This window comes from Candidatus Methanoperedens sp. BLZ2 (genome assembly GCF_002487355.1).
Classification (GTDB): domain Archaea; phylum Halobacteriota; class Methanosarcinia; order Methanosarcinales; family Methanoperedenaceae; genus Methanoperedens.
Genome location: NZ_NTMG01000084.1, coordinates 32,186 through 49,429, shown reverse-complemented (window position 1 = coordinate 49,429; position 17,244 = coordinate 32,186). Strand labels below are relative to the sequence as shown.

Below are 17,244 nucleotides of genomic sequence, written 5' to 3'. Positions count from 1 at the left end.
TAATGAAATATGTATATATACTATCTGTAACCTTTATTTTATTAATATCGGGCTGTATTGATAAAATCGAAAAAATAGATCTTAATGTAATTCAGGAGCCTGAAACCATAAAGAATGATTCTTCAATTAATGTGGCGATCGCTTCGGTAGTTTCCCCAAAAGAATCATATGAATATTATAACGAAATGATCCAATATATTTCCCGGTCTCTGCGTGGTAATGTAAAAATAATACAGAGAAGAAGTTATCAGGAAATAAATGAACTTATTAAAAACAATGAAATTGACTTTGCTTTTGTATGCGGCGGGGCATACATTGATGGAAACTCGGAATTCGGGATGAAGATCCTTGTTGTGCCTGAAGTTAACGGGAATACAACATATCATTCATATATAATTGTCCACAACAATAGCAATTATACCAATTTGATCGACTTAAGAGGCAAGAAATTTGCTTTTACAGATCCACTCTCAAATTCAGGAAAACTTTATCCGACATACAGGCTTTTTCTTATTAATGAAACGCCGGACTCATTCTTTGGAATTGACGGGCAGGGAAGAAATAATTGGTTTTACACATACAGTCACGATAATTCCATAATTGCAGTAGCTGAGCAACTGGCAGAAGGAGCAGCGGTAGACAGCCTTGTATACGAATATATGAAAGAAACGCGCCCTGAAATAATAGCTAAAACGAGAATCATTGAAACATCACCATCTTTTGGTATTCCTCCTGTCGTTGTTTCAAAGGATATGGATCCTTTTCTGGAGGAAAGACTCAGGAATGTTTTCTTGAATATGGATAAAGATGAAGAGGGAAAGAGAATACTTTCATTGGTCAAGGTCAACAGGTTCGTTTATCTCGAAGATAATGCTTATGATTCTATCAGGGAAATGAGGAAACAAATAAAATGAGCAGCCTTCGCGGCCGGCTCATAATATCCATGCTGGCAATTATTTTTTTGATCGTTGCAGGTTCAAATTTTGTTATCCAGGATATACAAACAGGAATAATCGAAGGAGAATTCAGGAATGTAGGTTTTTTATTGGCAAATAACCTTGCTTCGGAAATTTCAAATAATTTTCTTATAAATGATTTTGTTGAGGTGAGTAAAACAGTAGATAATGCAAAGAACAGCTATCCTGAGATCGAATATATATATGTGGTGGATTCACAGGGAATCGTGCTTGTTCATACGTTTGAAAACGGTTTCCCAAAAGCACTAATCGATTTTGCCAAGCCTGAAAATGTCCGGAAAGAAAAGATATTAGAAACTGAAAAGGGAATCATACATGAATTTGATGCACCTCTTTTCAAGAATATTGGGTATGTACATATCGGATTATCAGAAAACAAGGTAAGAGCACAAATCCTTGATGCATCACGAAAAATCCTGTTTTTGGCTATCTGCGCCGTGCTGCTTGGTGCGATTTTTATCTATTTTATAGGAAAACGATTGACAGAGCCTATCATAAGGCTTAATGAAGGGGCAAAAAGAATAAATAAAGGTATTCTTGACCAGAAGATAGAAGTAGGTTCCAATGATGAAATGGGGGAACTTGCACGAACATTTAATGATATGTCTTATACCCTTGATCAAAAGATCAAGGAACTTATTACTTCAAAAGAAAAAACCGAAAATGCAGAAAGATATCTGGAGACATTGTTCCACAGTATTGAAGATGGAATTATTGTCATGAACATTAACCATGAGATCATTAAAATGAACAGCTCTTTCTTGAAAATGACGGGAATGAGTGAGAAAGAGGTTTTAGGAAAAACATGCCATGAATTGATTTTTGCAATATTACCTTCTCAAAAGGAAGGGTGTCCGATCAATAGATTATTGCAAACGGGGCAGCCAATACGATTTATGCAAGAGAGTAAATTCAATTCCAGCACAAAAATTCTTGATATAAATTCATCACTGTTCATCGATAAAAAGGAAAATCCAAATATTATAATGGTAATAAGGGATGTAACACAGCATAAAAATCTTGAAAATGAGATATTGCTTCGAAATCGTGAACTTACGGTGCTAAATGAAATTTCAAAGAATATTAGTGAAGCATTTGATATTGATAGAATAGTAACAAAATCTCTTGAAAATATTCTAAAATTGACAGATATGGAATATGGGAAAGCTTATCTGATTGATGACAAAACCGGGAAATTTACCCTGATAAATCATCAGGGTGAAAAACACAATGATTCTTTTGAACCCGGGAAGGTAAATGAAGTACTGATCGTTGAAGGCAAGGAAAATACTTTACCGACAGAGGATGTTAATTATTCTTATGCAGTTATTCCACTTAAATCAAAAGATAAAGTTTTTGGGGTAATTAAGATCACAAGCAAGAAAAATCATATTTTTTCAAGCAGGGAAAAAGAACTTTTCTCGGCTATAGGAAACCAGATTGGTGTGGCCATAGAGAATATAAATTTCTATGATAATATAAAATATCTTAAAGAATTTAACGATGAAATCCTGAATAATATAAATCTTGCGTTGCATGTTGTTGACAGGGATATGAAAATCCTTGCTGTAAATGATGAATTAATAAAACTTGGCAGGATTAAAAGAGAAGAGGTCATAAATAAGAATCTTTACGATATATTTTCATTCCTTAAGAAAAGACATGTCGATCAGGAGTATGATCATGTTATTAAAACCGGAGAAATTTTTCAAAGTGAGGAAAAAATACAATATTATGATGAAATAATATATACAAGCACCAGCAAAATCCCCGTCAAGGACAAGAATGGATCAGTTGAAAAGATTATAACTGTTATCAAGGATGTATCTGAAAAGAAAAAACTTGAGGAAGAACTTAAAGACTCTTATGAAGAGCTTAAATTAACATATTCGAAACTCCAGGAACTGTATAAGATCAAAGATAATTTTCTTTCAAGTATATCTCATGAACTTAGAACTCCACTTACATCTGTTATGGGATATACTGAACTAATGCTGGAAGAAAATTTGACGCAAAAACAACGTCATAAAATTGAAATCATATTCCGGAATTCAAAACGATTATACAGGTTGATAAGGTCACTTCTTGATACCCAGATAATCGACTCAAGCGATCTCCAACTCACCAGAGAAAATATAGTGATTAATGAACTTATCACGAGTGTGGTCGAAGATATGAAGAACATTGCAGTTAGTAAGAATATACCTATAACCATTGATATCCCTGACTCCCTGATTGTTGAAGGAGATAACGAAAGATTAATAGAAGTATTTTCAAATATAGTGGAAAATGCCATTAAATTCACAATCGCGGGTGAGATAATTATAAAAGGAGAAACGGATAATGAAAAGGTCCATATTGTGATCAGCGATACAGGGATTGGTATCCCTGAAGATAAGATGGAAAAGATATTTGACAGGTTCTATCAGGTGGATTCATCAGATAAACGAAAATTCGGCGGTACTGGATTGGGTTTATGGATATCGAAGAAAATTATAGACGCGCATAATGGCAGAATATGGGCGGAAAGTAAAAATAGGGGGAGTACCTTTCATATTTTGTTGCCAAAACGGGTGAAATAATGAGTGCAGATAATTCAACAAAAAAAGTTCTTGTAGTGGATGATGAACCTGATACGCTCGAACTTGTTAAGCTGGTACTTGAGAGCGGGGGTTTTGAAGCGATTCTTGCAAATAACGGAAAGGAAGCTCTGGATCAAATAGCTACCGTACGGCCCGATCTGGTCCTTCTTGACATCATGATGCCTGACATGGATGGATGGGATGTATTCAGGAAAATGAAAGAAAGAGACCCGGGCATTCCCATCGCTATTTTGACCGCAAAAGCGCAGAATATCGATAAATTGCTTGGGCTGCATGTTTTAAAAGCTGATGATTATATAACTAAACCATTCGGGAAAAATGAATTAATCAGCAAAGTGAAGAAATTGACAGAATCAACGGAAAAAAACAAATAACGACCATAAATTAAAATATTATTCAAAACAATGAGAGAATATCATGCAAGTACAAAAAATTATAATTCCCTTTTATACACAGGAAAGATGGCAGAACTGGATAATACAGGTCAAAGAAAGCGGTTTTAAGATCGATGACCAGCAAAAAGGAGCGATTTTTGTTAATATGGAAGATGACGTTGTCCTTGCATGTCTTAAAATTATTGCAAAATTTGATAAGAACTTAATCACAAAAGAAGATGCGCTGGGACAGATCACAGCAATTAAGGAAATAGTCCTTAAACAAGTTGAGCCCATTTCTGAGGATATCGATATGATGATCGAATCCACGCAATTATCGCTAATGGGTGTTTTTGCTTCATGTGAATGTTACATAGAGAAAGCGTTTGAAAAAACAAAATCTCTCAAGCCTTTGATCAAAAAAGCAATAGAAGCTGAGAAAGAAGAGAATATGGGAGCAGTCCTTGGAAATATTGCAGAGATCGGCGCAAACATCCTTGCGGGCGGGAAAATAAAAGATAAGGACCTTGAGGATATTCCTGACGGACTTGTGGCTGAATGGCTTGATGGGGTAGATTCACTCCGGGCAGCAATGATAGGGGATACAAGCTATCGTGACGATGAACCCGATGAAGGCAATTGAAATTTAGATGCTTATCCACAAAATCTTATGTCTTCCTGAAAATGAGAATATCTGTTTTGTTGAAGAAAGTTTTGCTTCTTTAAAAAACAATACGCTTACATTGCAGTATCTGGGAAATATCAGGAAAGACCCGGATGCCCTGGTATCAGGGATAAAAGATGAAAATGATAACGTTATTGGACTTGTCCTTATTAATCCTGAATCCGAAGAATCAGAATCGTTCCATGCAATTTTTACAAATATAATTTCATCAAGGCCGGTTCCAAATAATAGCAGCATGATTTTTTCCGGAATTGTTAAAGATATGAAGCTGCAAAATTCGTATAACACAACGATCCGGGAATTTAGCGAAGCTGTATATGAATATTTTTCCATCGAGCTTGTTAGCAGGCATCTATGTGAAAATTGCCACGTGAACAAAGAACCCTATAATATGGTTTATATTGAAAGCAGGAATGCCAGGCTAAAAGGAATCCTTGATAAATACAGACTTGAGGGCAGCATACTGGAAATATGCTGCGGGAACGGGATGTCCACCCTGCCGCTCCATAATATGGGATATGATCCTCTATCTATTGATTATGATAAATGCCAGATATGCCAGGGACTTGAACATAGTGTGCTTGACCCGAAGAGGACAATAGTTATTGATGCCACGAGGCTTTCAGAATTCTTCAATATAAATTCTTTTGATACAATAGTGGGCTTTATGCTTGGGACGATATATCCTTTCAATAAAAGTATATGGGAAAAAATGATGGTTGAATCAGTGTCGATTCTCAAACCCAGAGGAATGATCCTGTTGACAGTAAATAAGAAAGAAGAGATAGAGATATTGAAAAACGCACTTGAAATAAATGGGATCAGGGGACAATTAATTGATAATACCGATAGCAAAGGCATTTATGACCAGTGGGTATATGCAGGAACTAAAGAATAAAATATTAATAGTAATAAAGGATTAAAAAATGCCGCGAGACAGAAGGGATTTTTTCTATAGAAAAGCAAAGGATGAAGGTTATCGTTCCCGCGCTGCTTTTAAACTCAAGCAGATCAATGAAAAGTTTAAGATAATTAATAAAGGAGATACTGTTGTTGATCTTGGCGCAGCGCCCGGGGGATGGCTCCAGGTTGCAAAAGAACTATCTGGCGGAATAGTTGTAGGCGTGGATATTCTGGATATCGAGGAGATAGAAGGTGTGGATGTAATAAAAGGTGATATCCGGCTTGATAAAACCATTGAAAAGATAAGGGAGAAGATCAAGTCGGATAGGGCTGATGCTGTAATTTGCGATGCTGCGCCCAACCTTTCAGGGAGCTGGAGTTATGACCATGCCCGTTCTATTGACCTTTCAACTTCAGCTCTTGAGTGCGCAAGAAAGATACTAAAGAATGGAGGAAATTTTGCGGTTAAAGTCTTCCAGGGAGATATGTTCCCGAACTTTCTCAATAAGGTCCGGGGGATTTTTGGAAAGGTACAGGCTTTTTCTCCCGAAGCGTCCAGGCAGCAGAGCGCTGAGATCTATATTATCGGAAAGGAATTATTGACAGACGCGGTCAAGATGAACGGGGAATATGCTGTAACAATAGAGGACACAGGCGCAAGCGGGGACGGGATCGCAAAGATCAATGATTTCGTTGTGTTCGTAAAAGATGCAAAAAAGGGGGAGAAACTCAATATCCGGATCAGGTTCATCAAACCCAATTTTGCATTCGGGGATAGAATTTAATCGGAATCAAAACAGTTTCAATTCATGTTGGTAGTTTTGTCAATGTGCAACACAATTTATAAATACATGATTTGTGACTCAGAACGATAGGGGTTCTCATGCATCTGTTAACATATCTTGAAGCGTTGGCACGGAATGATTTTATGGCATCAGGTGTTGATATTTTATAATAGATAGCAACTATGAGGTAAAATTAACAATAAATATATAGATATACTTACTGATATAAAGAAGATTTAGGAGAAAAATATGGGTATAAAGTCTTTCCATGACATCATAAATCTTTTAAAAAATACATTCATGCAGCATTTGAATATATTTTTCGCGGTTGCACTTTTTAACATCTTCTTTTTTGTCGGTGGTTACATCTTAACAGGATATACTGGAGATTTACTATTAGATGATGAGGTTCTTCCGGGGAATACCTTTGCAGGCGAATTTTTTGTCTACGATATTAAAGACATAACCTTTATTTTCAGTGCCACACAATCTTATATATATTCACATGAACAACTGAAGATTACTATCATAGACCCAAATCGTAATTCTTCTTCCTTGAATATGGCGTTTCATGTTCCGAATAAAGAGAAGGATGATTATAAATCAAGCACTACTTTTACAACCCTTATCTTTTCGCCAAAAACAACTGGAAAATATCAATTATATATAACCGGGGCAACAATTCCAACTTTTCTCAAGATAAGATTGGGAATGGTGAATGTCAATTTTTTATATGGATGGTTTTGGATCGTTTTTTGGATTATTGTATTGGCAGTTATAGGTAAGTATTTAGGGAGTGGCGTTATTTTATCTAAAGGAGAGTCTTTAATTGCGTTGTCGTTAAGTATAGTCATAACATATTATGCAATTTATTATTTTTCTAGATGAATAGGGAAAAATTTTAATCCCAAAGTAATTTTTCTTCGGTATGCCCAAGGTAAATTAGTGCAATTTTTATCGATCTAAAGCAAAACAACACATAAGCAATCGAGACCTAATGCACCCGCGGGGATGCCTTCTGAATTCTATTTGGGGTAGTGACGAATATATATTTTTGAGAAAATTGCGTGTAAGTTTTTGTAATCCGCATGACAAATTGTGGGGTTAAGGGGTGAGCGCAAGCCTCCGGCTTTAGCCGTGGGGATAGCGAACCCCTTAGTATCAGCGACTACATCATTTAATAGTAGTAGATAACTATACACACAACAACAACAACATTATCGTATCTCAGGTGATAAAACGAAAAAATCAGATTATGCCGAATATTTAAGGCAAAGACATTATGCTCAAAGCACCGAATTATCTAAATCTCTTGGAAAATCAAAACATGATTATGAAGAGATGATTAAAAGACAATCGGACGATGAGATTATTGGTTCTTATTTAAATTGTACTTGTGGTCACGAAATATTGAGTAAAAAAGAAATGGAGTCGTTAATACAAAAATATGATGATCCCGAACGAATTTATAATGAACTTCCATCCGGTTATGAATAATTTCACATGCAATATAAACATTCAAGAAATAAGGTATTTCTCATAAACTATCACCTTATCTGGTGTCCGAAACGAAGGAAGAAAGTATTAGTTGGCGACATTAAAATACGGTTAGAGCAGATCATAAATGAAGTAGCAAAAGAGAAAAATGTGGAAATCTTAGCCCTTGAAATCATGCCAGATCATTTGCATTTGTTTGTATCATCTCATCCGAACATATTAATTCATAATCTCATCAAAGCCTTCAAAGGCAGAAGTTCAAATCTATTAAGAAAAGAGTATCCTGAGCTTTTGAAACTCCCTTCTCTGTGGACTCATTCTTATTTTGTATCAACTGCTGGAAATGTTAGCAGTGAAACGATCAAGGAATATATTCAGGAACAGAATACACAATGAGATCAGAAACTCCATCGTTCGTAACAGAACTCCCCTTAAAAACCACATCGGCAGACGAAGCTACTATACTTATACGTCTGGATACTGGCAGGCAGTTGTATCATGCATGTCTTGGGGAAGCCCTGGAACGACTTGGACTTATCCAGCAATCAAAAGAGTATCAGGAAATCCAGAAACTCCCAAAAACCATTAATGGTAAACAGAAAAAGGAACGAACAAAAGCATTCAATGATCTTAACAGGAAGGAAGGGTTTACCGATTATGATATTCAGCATTATGCAACTGGAATAAGGAATAGCTGGATGGAAGAGCATATTCATGCTCATATCGCTCAGAAATTAGCAACGAGAGCCTTCAAAGCAGTCCAGAAAAAAGCATTTGGAAAAGCGAAAAACGTGAGATTTAAAGGAAAAAACCAAATGGATTCTCTGGAAGGAAAAAACAATGAAACCGGATTAATATTCAGGGACAATAGCCTCTATTGGTCTGGTCTTGAAATACCATGTATTATCGACCAGGATAATGATTTAATCGCATACGGTTTAAACCATAAAGTTAAGTATTGTAGAATTGTCCGAAGAAAGATCAATGGCAAGAACCGATTCTATCTTCAATTGGTCAATGAAGGAACACCATGCCAGAATCCTAAAAACAAGATCGGGACAGAAGGGGTCGGGCTGGATGTAGGAACAGGTACAATAGCAACAGTTGCAGATACAAAAGCTACTCTGAAACAGTTTTGCGGTGAGTTAATCCCGGATCAGAAAAAGAAACGAAAACTACAACGTAAACTTGATCGGTCACTCCGGGCTACCAATCCTGATAATTATAATAAAAACGGAACGGTTAAGAAGGGAAAGAAGTTTAAAAAATCAAATCGGTATAAAACAATAAGCAAAGACCTTGCTGAAACAGATCGAATCTTAGCTGCACATCGAAAATCCCTTCATGGAAAAGATATAAACGAAATAATCGCAATGGGTACACAGATAAAAACCGAAAAAGTATCATATAAAGGCTGGCAAAAGCGATATGGCAGATCGATTAATATGCGTGCTCCATCCATGTTCATGAATAGCCTCAAACGAAAAGCTGAAAATGCTGGTGGCTACTTATTTGAATTTCCAACACCGACAACGAAACTATCTCAAATATGCCATATATGCGAGCAAGCTGTTAAGAAACCACTTAGCAAACGATGGCATATCTGTTGTGGTATCAGGATGCAGAGGGACTTGTATTCTGCATTTCTGGCAAAATGTGTGGATAAGGAAACAAGCGCCCTTGATTTAGCCAGAGCGAAAGACCTCTGGCAAGGTCTGGAATCTATCCTTAGCGATGCGATTTCAAGGGCGAAACAAACTGCGATAGGTAAGGTTTGCCCTACCAGCTTTGGATTCAAAGGAATCCAGAGCCAGAGTGGTTCGCTCGTTAATCCTGTACGAATTATAAGTGAGGCTATGGATGCTGTAATCCCCCTAGATGAGAGCCATAGAGAGCTTATATGAGCGTATGGGAATCTCCCGGCTTTAGCCGTGGGAGAGGGTTCAAATAAAGAAGTAAAAATCAAACCAACGAGCACTGCAACAGCCTCTCGAAATCATAAGGGTTATATGCTTGAGTATCTAATTGTAAATAAGTTATCAAGAGTGAAATCCGGCAGGAAAAAGAAAGTGAATATTTTGACTTTATACACACCTCTTCATAAATTATTGATTTTGAGCCTTATTTTCATCTTTTTGCCTTCATCAGTATCAGCGAACTGGCAGAATTATGGTGGGGATCTTGCGCATAGCGGTTATTCAGATAGTTCGCCAATTCCACTGGAATTAAAGTGGAAATACCATATAGGGAATTCAGAAATATCTGCACCTATAATTGATGCAGGAATACTCTTTGCAGGCTCTGACGATAATAATTTGTATGCTATAGACGCTGTTAAGGGTGAGTTAAAATGGCAGTTCCCCACTCTTGGAAAAGTCTATACTCCGGCAGCAAAGAACGGGGTGGTTTTTGCAGCTTCTTTTGATAATAATATTTACGCTATAGATTATAATGGAAACCAGAAATGGAGCTCAAATACCGGATTTAGTACGGCTTCACCACCAATTGTTTATAACAATATTCTATATGGGGGATCTGATAGATACATTTATGCGATATATGTTAACAATGGCAGTACAGATTGGAGATATGCAACCGGTGGATGGGTCGAATCCGCGCCTGCAATTTCACAGGGCATGGTATATGCAGGTTCAAATGATAATTACCTGTATGCTCTTGATGCAGGAAATAAAAATCTCAGATGGAAATACCCGGCTGGCGGGAGCATCACATCATCTCCGGCTGTTATCAACGGCATTGTATTTGCAGGAGCAAATGATTTCAATGTTTATGCAGTTGATGCGAATAGCGGAGAATTGAAATGGCGAGAAAAAACCAATGATGTAGTAAAATCATCTCCTGCAGTTTTTCAAAATTCGGTTTATGCAGGTTCTAATGATAATACATTATACGCAATAGATATGGATAACGGGGATATTATCTGGAAATTTGTAACCGGTGGATGGATCGACTCACAGCCAATAGTGACAAAGGATATTGTTTATGCAGGATCAAAGGACGGAACTATTTACGCTATTGACAGGGAAAAAGGAACTAAAGTCAGCAGTTATGATGCAGGTAGTGGAATAATATCCCTGGCAATATCGGATAATATATTATATGCCACATCAAATGATGGTTATGTTTATGCTTTTGGCACAGAGGTCCCTGAATCTACAACAATATCTAAAGTTGCCCAGGATTTGATACCTCCTGAACTTAGAATAAATCCTATTCCCATAAATATCACTTCTGAAACACTGACCGTTTCAGGCACAGCAAAAGATCCGGCCGGCATATTAATTGTTACAGTAAATGGTATCGATGCCGGCGCAGATAACTGGAAAGCAACATTAACACTTTCTGAAGGTATAAACATTATATCAATAAAGGCAGTAGATAAAGCAGGAAACATTAAAACTGAGATTCGCACGGTTAGATATATTCCTCCGGAAATCCAGGAAACACCTGCTATTCAAACCCCGGGATTTTCATTTTATTTTTCTTTAATATCCTTTGCAGCAATTGTAATTGTTAGCAAAATTAAAAAAAATCAAAAAATTATTTTTGCAAAGCTTAAATAGTAATATTATTGTATGAGCATTAATGCAAAAATGATAATTTGGAATAAAATAAAGTTGGATCTTAAGAGCCATATTTACTTATTTTTAATACTTTTGATCGGTCTTATTGTAAGGTTTTTTACTTTTTCGCAGGTATTTGAACCTGGCAGGATAGTGTTTCTTGAGGCAGATCCGTATTATCACATGTGGAGGGTATTTTCATATATTGAGTCGTTCCCTGAAACATTCTTTTTTGATTCGTTTATTAATTATCCGTACGGTGTTGTTGTGGGCTGGCCGCCTCTCTTTGATCAAATTATCGCGCTAATATCTTTAATAGCAGGTCTTGGGAAACCCGGCATACATCTTGTTGAAACTATAGGCGCATTTATACCTGTTATTTTGGGTATTTTCTCAATAATTTCAGTATATTATATAGCAAAAGAAATTTTTAATGAACGAATCGCCATTTACAGTTCCCTTTTACTTGCAGTGATGCCTGCACACGCCCAGATATCTTTTCTTGGATTTACAGACCATCATATTGCAGAGGTCCTGATTTCGGTATTAGCTTATTTGTTTTTTATAAAATCATTAAAAAACGATTCATACGAATTTTCTATCTTATCCGGGATCATGATCGGGTTATCATTTCTTACATGGATCGGAGCTCCGATATTCATCGGGATAATATTATCCTATATAATCATTCAATTCGTTCTGGATAAAAAATCAAATGTTAATTCTAATTATCTTCTGAAAAACGGTACTATTTCATTTTTGATCGCATTTGTTACGATTATCTTTTTCTATCTCTGGACACCATGGCAAAGGGATATCCAGGCAGGTACTCTCTCATATTTTCAGCCGCTGTTTGTATTTTTATGTGCATTAACAGTAATTTTTGTAGGAATTATTTTCAGGATAATGAAGAATCAAAAATGGTTTTTATTTCCATCAATAATTCTAGTTATGTTCGCTTCATTCGTTTTAATACTGATATTTAGTTTGCCATCTTTCTATGACAATCTATCAAATAGCATAGGATATTTGCTCAGGGATGCACCTGTATTAAAACAAATAATTGAGGCGCAGCCGTTATTTTATACATATGACGGGTTTTTCCTGGGATGGCAATTCTTCAGTAACCCTGTCTGGTATTCATTTGCTTTTAGTTTTTATCTTGCGATCATCGGACTTTTCTTGTTGTTATATTATAATCGAACAGGAATAGATAAAGGAAGATTGTTTCTTGTAATATGGACATTGATCGTCCTTGTGCTTGCATTGTTCCAGAGACGGTTCACTTATACTTTCGCAGTGAATGTTGCGATATTATCGGGATTTTTTATAGATAAGATCACCAATATACGTGATATATATAATTTTAGGGTTTTGAATTTGAAACCGGGTCATATCGCTTTGTTTATTCTCATGGTTCTTTGTATTCCAAATTTGGTATTGGCGTATAACATGGCACAGTCCCCGCCCAGGCCATCGGGTGACTGGTATGATTCATTGACATGGTTAAGAGAGAACACTCCTGGTCCTGGAAAACCTCCTCAATATGGAATTATGACATGGTGGGATTATGGGAACTGGATCCTGTATATCTCAAAGCGCCCTGTTGTTGCCAATAATTTCCAGATAGGGGGGGATGAAGCTGCCAGGTTTTTTATTCAACCTGATGAAGCTCTTGCAAATAAGATAATGGATATGCGAGAAGCAAGATATGTTGTCGTTGACCGCAGGATGGGCCTGAATAAGTTCATGCAGAACGGACAGCCCGTATTAAAAGGAACGTTCATGACGATCTTGAGTTTTGCAGATAAAAATTTTGAAACATATTTAGATAAGTATAACCTTCCTAATGATAATTATTTTCAAACCATGTATGCCAGAATGCACGTATTTGACGGGAATGGACTTAATAATTACAGGATGATATACGAATCAAAAGAAACACATTATAACTTATTTGACAGACCCACAGGGAGTATCAAAATATTTGAATATGTAAAAGGAGCGAAAATTACAGGAAAAGCGTCATCAAATGGAACTGCTTTTATTTCGGGAAAAATAACTACAAACCAGGAACGAATATTCGATTATTCACAGGAAGCAAAAGCTGATGAGAAGGGATATTTTGAGTTCACTGTCCCATATTCCACAGATAGCTCTTACGAAACACGATTATTAAAGGATTATTACCTGAGATACGACAATTCAAGTATTTCTATCAACATATCAGAGAATGATGTCCTGAATGGAAATATAATTAAGGTGAACTTATGAAACCCATATGCAAAATAATTATAATATTAATTATACTTTGTTCAGCTATTTACCCGGCATTTGCTGAGGAGCCGGAATGGGTGGACCCTCAGGAAAAAACAATGAGAATGACAGAATCTTTTACAAGAGGAGGCTATGTGATAGAAGCAACCGACTTCTATGATTCTTCAGCATTGATAACTGTCTTTGATACAAAAGGAAACCTTGTGACAAGAAATCTTACAAGAATCAATGATTATTTTGTGGTTGATGACAGGATGAATATTACAATTATTGACCTTCAAGAAGTCAGGGGAAACATAGGCGCAAATCTCGGATTCAATGTATCTGTGGATCAATGGGTAAAGATAGAGACGAGAGTAAAGGGAAGTCCCTCAATTAAATTATCAATTATTCCAAAAGGGATAGAAATCAAAAATAGAACAATTGTCAGGCGTACTTATATTCCGGGTTCGGAAATCCCAATAAATTTTTCTATCAGGAACGAGGGTAAGGCCAAGCTAAAAGATATGATCTTGAAAATCAATACCTCGATGCCTGTGCTTTATAATGAAAAATTAAATTATGAAATACTCGAATTGGGGGCAGGAAACGAATCAGATGTGATCACTGTCAGGTTCCAGGCACCGTACACAGAAGAAAGAAAATTAATATCGATTTCAGTGGAGGCTACAGGTTATGATATATTTGGAAAGGCACATCGTGCAGCTGATTCAGCATCTGTCGAAGTAATACCTCAATTTGATAATAAAATTGAACTTATAAAATATGTTTCGGAAAAAGTATATATGGGTGACGTTGCAACAGTTTCTTTGTCTATCAAGAACAATGGAAGTTATAAAATTGATAATGTAAATTTAACTGAAAGTCTTCCACAAGGGATTGAACCAATAGATACAAATCTTTCATGGAATTTTAATCTGGGACCATTTGAACAAAAAACAATATCATATATGGTAAAACCCCAAAAACCCGGAACTTACTTATTCTTACCTGGAGGTTCAATTATTGAATATCAGGGAATATTGGATTACAATAAAAAACCTGTCAAATTGATTGTCGGCGGTCCCTATGTGATTTTATTGAAATCTGCAAGTAGTTATGATCCTGTAAAAGGTGAAAAAATCAATATAACAATAGAAGCTAAAAACCTGGGAGATGCCACTGCAATTGTAAAACTTATTGATACTATCCCGGTGAATTATTCCCTGGCTTCAGAGGACCAAACATACGATAATATTTCAGATACTATGGTACTTCATCCTGGGATATCGGGATCATTCTCTTATTTGATTTTTACATCTGGCACAGGAAGTTTTATTCTCCCGCCAGCAAGAGCAACAATCCTTGACAAGATCATGTATAAGGATGAACGATATACACAAAATGCCACTTCGGCTGAATTGATAATAAAAGTTAGAGAGCCATTGGAAATAGAATCTCCCTCTGTTAAAATAACTTCCGCCCCCCGAAAATCCGCCAGTCCTGTAAGTATTGAGACAAATGTTCCAGCCGAAACACCTAAATCTTCACCCGGATTTGAAGTATATATGCTTATTATTTTCTTCCTGGTTATAAGAAAATTGAATATTAGAAAATGAATTAATAGGTTTCCTATATGTTGAAAGAATTCGTTACAAAAAAAAACAGGGAATGTCAGCTAATAAAGAGAACCTTAATATTATCTGTCTTAATAATTTTAGTTTCATCTCTGGCAATATCAGTAAATGCATACGAAAGGCCGGAATATAGGGACGGATTAACTGATAAATGGCATCCTGGCGCCTATTGTATACCCTGTCATTATACCCTGCTGAGTACTGATAAAGCCCAATCGATATCCTCTGGCTGTAAATGTCATGATTACAGGCCGAAAAATATAGAAGATAAATATAGTGTTGATATGAAACAGATTTTCAATATCCATAAGGATATTGTTTGTATCAGATGCCATGTTGGTGTGAAGGACGGAACAAATGTGACCGCGGCTGATTTCCACAGGATAATGAGCAAACAGGCATGTATGACCTGCCATACTTATGAGAATGGTATAATCCAGAAGCCGCTAAAAACGAACTGCTCAGACTGTCACTCAGGCGATCCGCATGTAGTTCACGGCAACAGGCTGGAAAAAATGTGTGAGACATGTCATGGGGAGTTTGCGAAAAACTATGTTGGGGACAAAACAATAAATCCTGTATCAACCAGGCCTGAAGCAGCAGTTAAGGAATACCCGACAATCGGGCAGATTATAAGTAATCTGGTTGAGTCTGTAATGCAAATATTCAGGTGAGTATGAAATTGAAGTTAATTTTAATGTTGTTTTTCCTTTCAGGAATGATAGTCTCAGGCTGCATAGGAAATTCTACAAAACAAGTGCCTGTAGTACATGTTAATATGACACTGGTTGAAAAAGACGGATATGTTCAAGTGGAAAATTACAAATTAACCCGGGAGATGGTCAATTATCTTAGCAGGCCAAGAGCCACCAAGGCAGAATCTTTCCCTGCCATAACTGCAAGAACGATGATAGTGAAGGGTAAAAATAGTTCCATAGGGCCATGGGAAACATTGCCCTATAAAGGAAATGGAACATATTCGTTTAATATTGGATTTAAAGAAGATAAGTATCCTCTACTGAACGATACAGTGCATATTTCAATTATGATTGTTGATAGAAAGGGAGGACAAACAGGTTATTTTGTGCAGGATATGATCTGGAAATGAAAATCATAAAGTATTTATGCGAATAAAAGAAATAATTAAATATGAGAGGTATGGATATTTGCTCTAATAGGTGGAATGTTTTATGACTAACAAAATGATATTAATTGGGATTGCCATAGCGGCAATAGGATTAGTTGCATTACCGCAAACATTAGCATTATTTGCAGGACAGCATAACTTTTATGATACCATAGGCGCTGGTGCTGCATCTGTACCATGCGAGAAATGTCATGCGGATGTATTTTCAGAACTGAGCCAGCCCGGGTCAGTAAATGCCATTCATATGGCACAAGGATGTGAAGGATGCCATGTAACGACAGCACCAACAAAGGAAGGTCTCACCCAGGGAGGAGCTCTGGGCAGTGATTTCCATGCAGCTGCATTGCCTTTATGTCTGGATTGCCACAGCGGCACGGGACCGGGGCTTGATGCCAGATCGATTCTTAGTGGTCCGGCGGAAGCTCATGTAGCATTTGCAGGTCAGGCTAATGACTCTTTGCTCCTCAGGGGTTCCAATGAAGCCTGTATTTCATGTCATACACACGTTGCGGTGGATATCAACTGGACAAAGGCATATAAGATTAGCTTTAATGCTATGGAAAATGCAACAACTGGCCTTCACGAATGGACTGTTAATAACTTCGCTACAGAAGGAACTGTCCAGATACAGACATACGGTAATAGATCCGGTGAGATCAATAGTGCAACAGAACCAGTAGTATCTATTTCACCCACACCATTAGGATTTGATCCAGCCAATCCATGAATAAATAGGAAAAATTAAAATTTTTTCCTATTTTTATCTTTTTTATGTATATATCATTAAATGATATAC

At 36.7% G+C, this 17,244-nt stretch carries 15 protein-coding genes; all 15 read left to right on the top strand.

Features of this window, described 5'->3' with window-relative positions:
• The first annotated feature begins 2 nt into the window (after positions 1–2).
• Entirely contained in the window at positions 3–914 is a 912-nt protein-coding gene (phnD, locus tag CL181_RS18520; RefSeq protein ID WP_097300808.1) for a phosphate/phosphite/phosphonate ABC transporter substrate-binding protein, read from the top strand.
• Entirely contained in the window at positions 911–3,559 is a 2,649-nt protein-coding gene (locus tag CL181_RS18515; RefSeq protein WP_097300807.1) for an ATP-binding protein, read from the top strand. The genes phnD and CL181_RS18515 overlap by 4 nt, the downstream gene beginning before the upstream one ends.
• Complete coding sequence (locus CL181_RS18510) at positions 3,559–3,954, top strand: response regulator transcription factor (protein WP_097300806.1); 396 nt, start codon at positions 3,559–3,561, stop codon at positions 3,952–3,954. The genes CL181_RS18515 and CL181_RS18510 overlap by 1 nt, the downstream gene beginning before the upstream one ends.
• A 43-nt stretch (positions 3,955–3,997) precedes the next feature.
• Entirely contained in the window at positions 3,998–4,597 is a 600-nt protein-coding gene (locus CL181_RS18505; protein WP_097300805.1) for a DUF2150 family protein, read from the top strand.
• 7 nt (positions 4,598–4,604) lie between these two features.
• Entirely contained in the window at positions 4,605–5,537 is a 933-nt protein-coding gene (locus tag CL181_RS18500) for a bifunctional 2-polyprenyl-6-hydroxyphenol methylase/3-demethylubiquinol 3-O-methyltransferase UbiG (protein ID WP_097300804.1), read from the top strand.
• A 28-nt stretch (positions 5,538–5,565) separates the two neighbouring features.
• Complete coding sequence (locus CL181_RS18495) at positions 5,566–6,327, top strand: 23S rRNA (uridine(2552)-2'-O)-methyltransferase (RefSeq protein ID WP_097300803.1); 762 nt, start codon at positions 5,566–5,568, stop codon at positions 6,325–6,327.
• Between the two features lie 249 nt (positions 6,328–6,576).
• The gene (locus CL181_RS18490; protein ID WP_097300802.1) at positions 6,577–7,215 is read left to right on the top strand and encodes a hypothetical protein; all 639 of its coding nucleotides are present in this window, start codon (positions 6,577–6,579) and stop codon (positions 7,213–7,215) included.
• Between the two features lie 615 nt (positions 7,216–7,830).
• Complete coding sequence (tnpA, locus tag CL181_RS18485; protein WP_097300801.1) at positions 7,831–8,220, top strand: IS200/IS605 family transposase; 390 nt, start codon at positions 7,831–7,833, stop codon at positions 8,218–8,220.
• The gene (locus CL181_RS18480; protein ID WP_097300800.1) at positions 8,217–9,728 is read left to right on the top strand and encodes a transposase; all 1,512 of its coding nucleotides are present in this window, start codon (positions 8,217–8,219) and stop codon (positions 9,726–9,728) included. Before tnpA ends, CL181_RS18480 begins: the two co-directional genes overlap by 4 nt.
• Before the next feature lie 105 nt (positions 9,729–9,833).
• Positions 9,834–11,408 (top strand): PQQ-binding-like beta-propeller repeat protein, encoded by a 1,575-nt coding sequence (locus CL181_RS18475; protein WP_217993219.1) that lies wholly within the window; start codon positions 9,834–9,836, stop codon positions 11,406–11,408.
• A 30-nt stretch (positions 11,409–11,438) separates the two neighbouring features.
• Positions 11,439–13,682 (top strand): oligosaccharyl transferase, archaeosortase A system-associated, encoded by a 2,244-nt coding sequence (locus CL181_RS18470; RefSeq protein WP_217993218.1) that lies wholly within the window; start codon positions 11,439–11,441, stop codon positions 13,680–13,682.
• The gene (locus CL181_RS18465; RefSeq protein WP_097300797.1) at positions 13,679–15,283 is read left to right on the top strand and encodes a hypothetical protein; all 1,605 of its coding nucleotides are present in this window, start codon (positions 13,679–13,681) and stop codon (positions 15,281–15,283) included. The genes CL181_RS18470 and CL181_RS18465 overlap by 4 nt, the downstream gene beginning before the upstream one ends.
• Positions 15,284–15,300: 17 nt before the next feature.
• Positions 15,301–15,975: a hypothetical protein gene (locus CL181_RS18460; RefSeq protein ID WP_097300796.1), complete on the top strand. Its 675-nt coding sequence runs from the start codon at positions 15,301–15,303 to the stop codon at positions 15,973–15,975.
• A gap of 2 nt (positions 15,976–15,977) precedes the next feature.
• Positions 15,978–16,409, top strand: a complete 432-nt coding sequence (locus CL181_RS18455) for a hypothetical protein (RefSeq protein ID WP_097300795.1) — start codon at positions 15,978–15,980, stop codon at positions 16,407–16,409.
• Between the two features lie 82 nt (positions 16,410–16,491).
• Positions 16,492–17,175 (top strand): hypothetical protein, encoded by a 684-nt coding sequence (locus CL181_RS18450; protein WP_097300794.1) that lies wholly within the window; start codon positions 16,492–16,494, stop codon positions 17,173–17,175.
• Positions 17,176–17,244: the final 69 nt, after the last annotated feature.

Bases quoted from the DNA above. Each gene is read 5' to 3' on its own strand.
- CL181_RS18455 (WP_097300795.1), top strand. From the start codon at position 15,978: ATGAAATTGAAGTTAATTTTAATGTTGTTTTTCCTTTCAGGAATGATA.
- CL181_RS18450 (WP_097300794.1), top strand. From the start codon at position 16,492: ATGACTAACAAAATGATATTAATTGGGATTGCCATAGCGGCAATAGGA.
- CL181_RS18465 (WP_097300797.1), top strand. From the start codon at position 13,679: ATGAAACCCATATGCAAAATAATTATAATATTAATTATACTTTGTTCA.
- CL181_RS18460 (WP_097300796.1), top strand. From the start codon at position 15,301: ATGTTGAAAGAATTCGTTACAAAAAAAAACAGGGAATGTCAGCTAATA.
- CL181_RS18495 (WP_097300803.1), top strand. From the start codon at position 5,566: ATGCCGCGAGACAGAAGGGATTTTTTCTATAGAAAAGCAAAGGATGAA.
- CL181_RS18475 (WP_217993219.1), top strand. From the start codon at position 9,834: ATGCTTGAGTATCTAATTGTAAATAAGTTATCAAGAGTGAAATCCGGC.
- tnpA (WP_097300801.1), top strand. From the start codon at position 7,831: ATGCAATATAAACATTCAAGAAATAAGGTATTTCTCATAAACTATCAC.
- CL181_RS18515 (WP_097300807.1), top strand. From the start codon at position 911: ATGAGCAGCCTTCGCGGCCGGCTCATAATATCCATGCTGGCAATTATT.
- CL181_RS18510 (WP_097300806.1), top strand. From the start codon at position 3,559: ATGAGTGCAGATAATTCAACAAAAAAAGTTCTTGTAGTGGATGATGAA.
- CL181_RS18505 (WP_097300805.1), top strand. From the start codon at position 3,998: ATGCAAGTACAAAAAATTATAATTCCCTTTTATACACAGGAAAGATGG.
- phnD (WP_097300808.1), top strand. From the start codon at position 3: ATGAAATATGTATATATACTATCTGTAACCTTTATTTTATTAATATCG.
- CL181_RS18480 (WP_097300800.1), top strand. From the start codon at position 8,217: ATGAGATCAGAAACTCCATCGTTCGTAACAGAACTCCCCTTAAAAACC.
- CL181_RS18500 (WP_097300804.1), top strand. From the start codon at position 4,605: ATGCTTATCCACAAAATCTTATGTCTTCCTGAAAATGAGAATATCTGT.
- CL181_RS18490 (WP_097300802.1), top strand. From the start codon at position 6,577: ATGGGTATAAAGTCTTTCCATGACATCATAAATCTTTTAAAAAATACA.
- CL181_RS18470 (WP_217993218.1), top strand. From the start codon at position 11,439: ATGATAATTTGGAATAAAATAAAGTTGGATCTTAAGAGCCATATTTAC.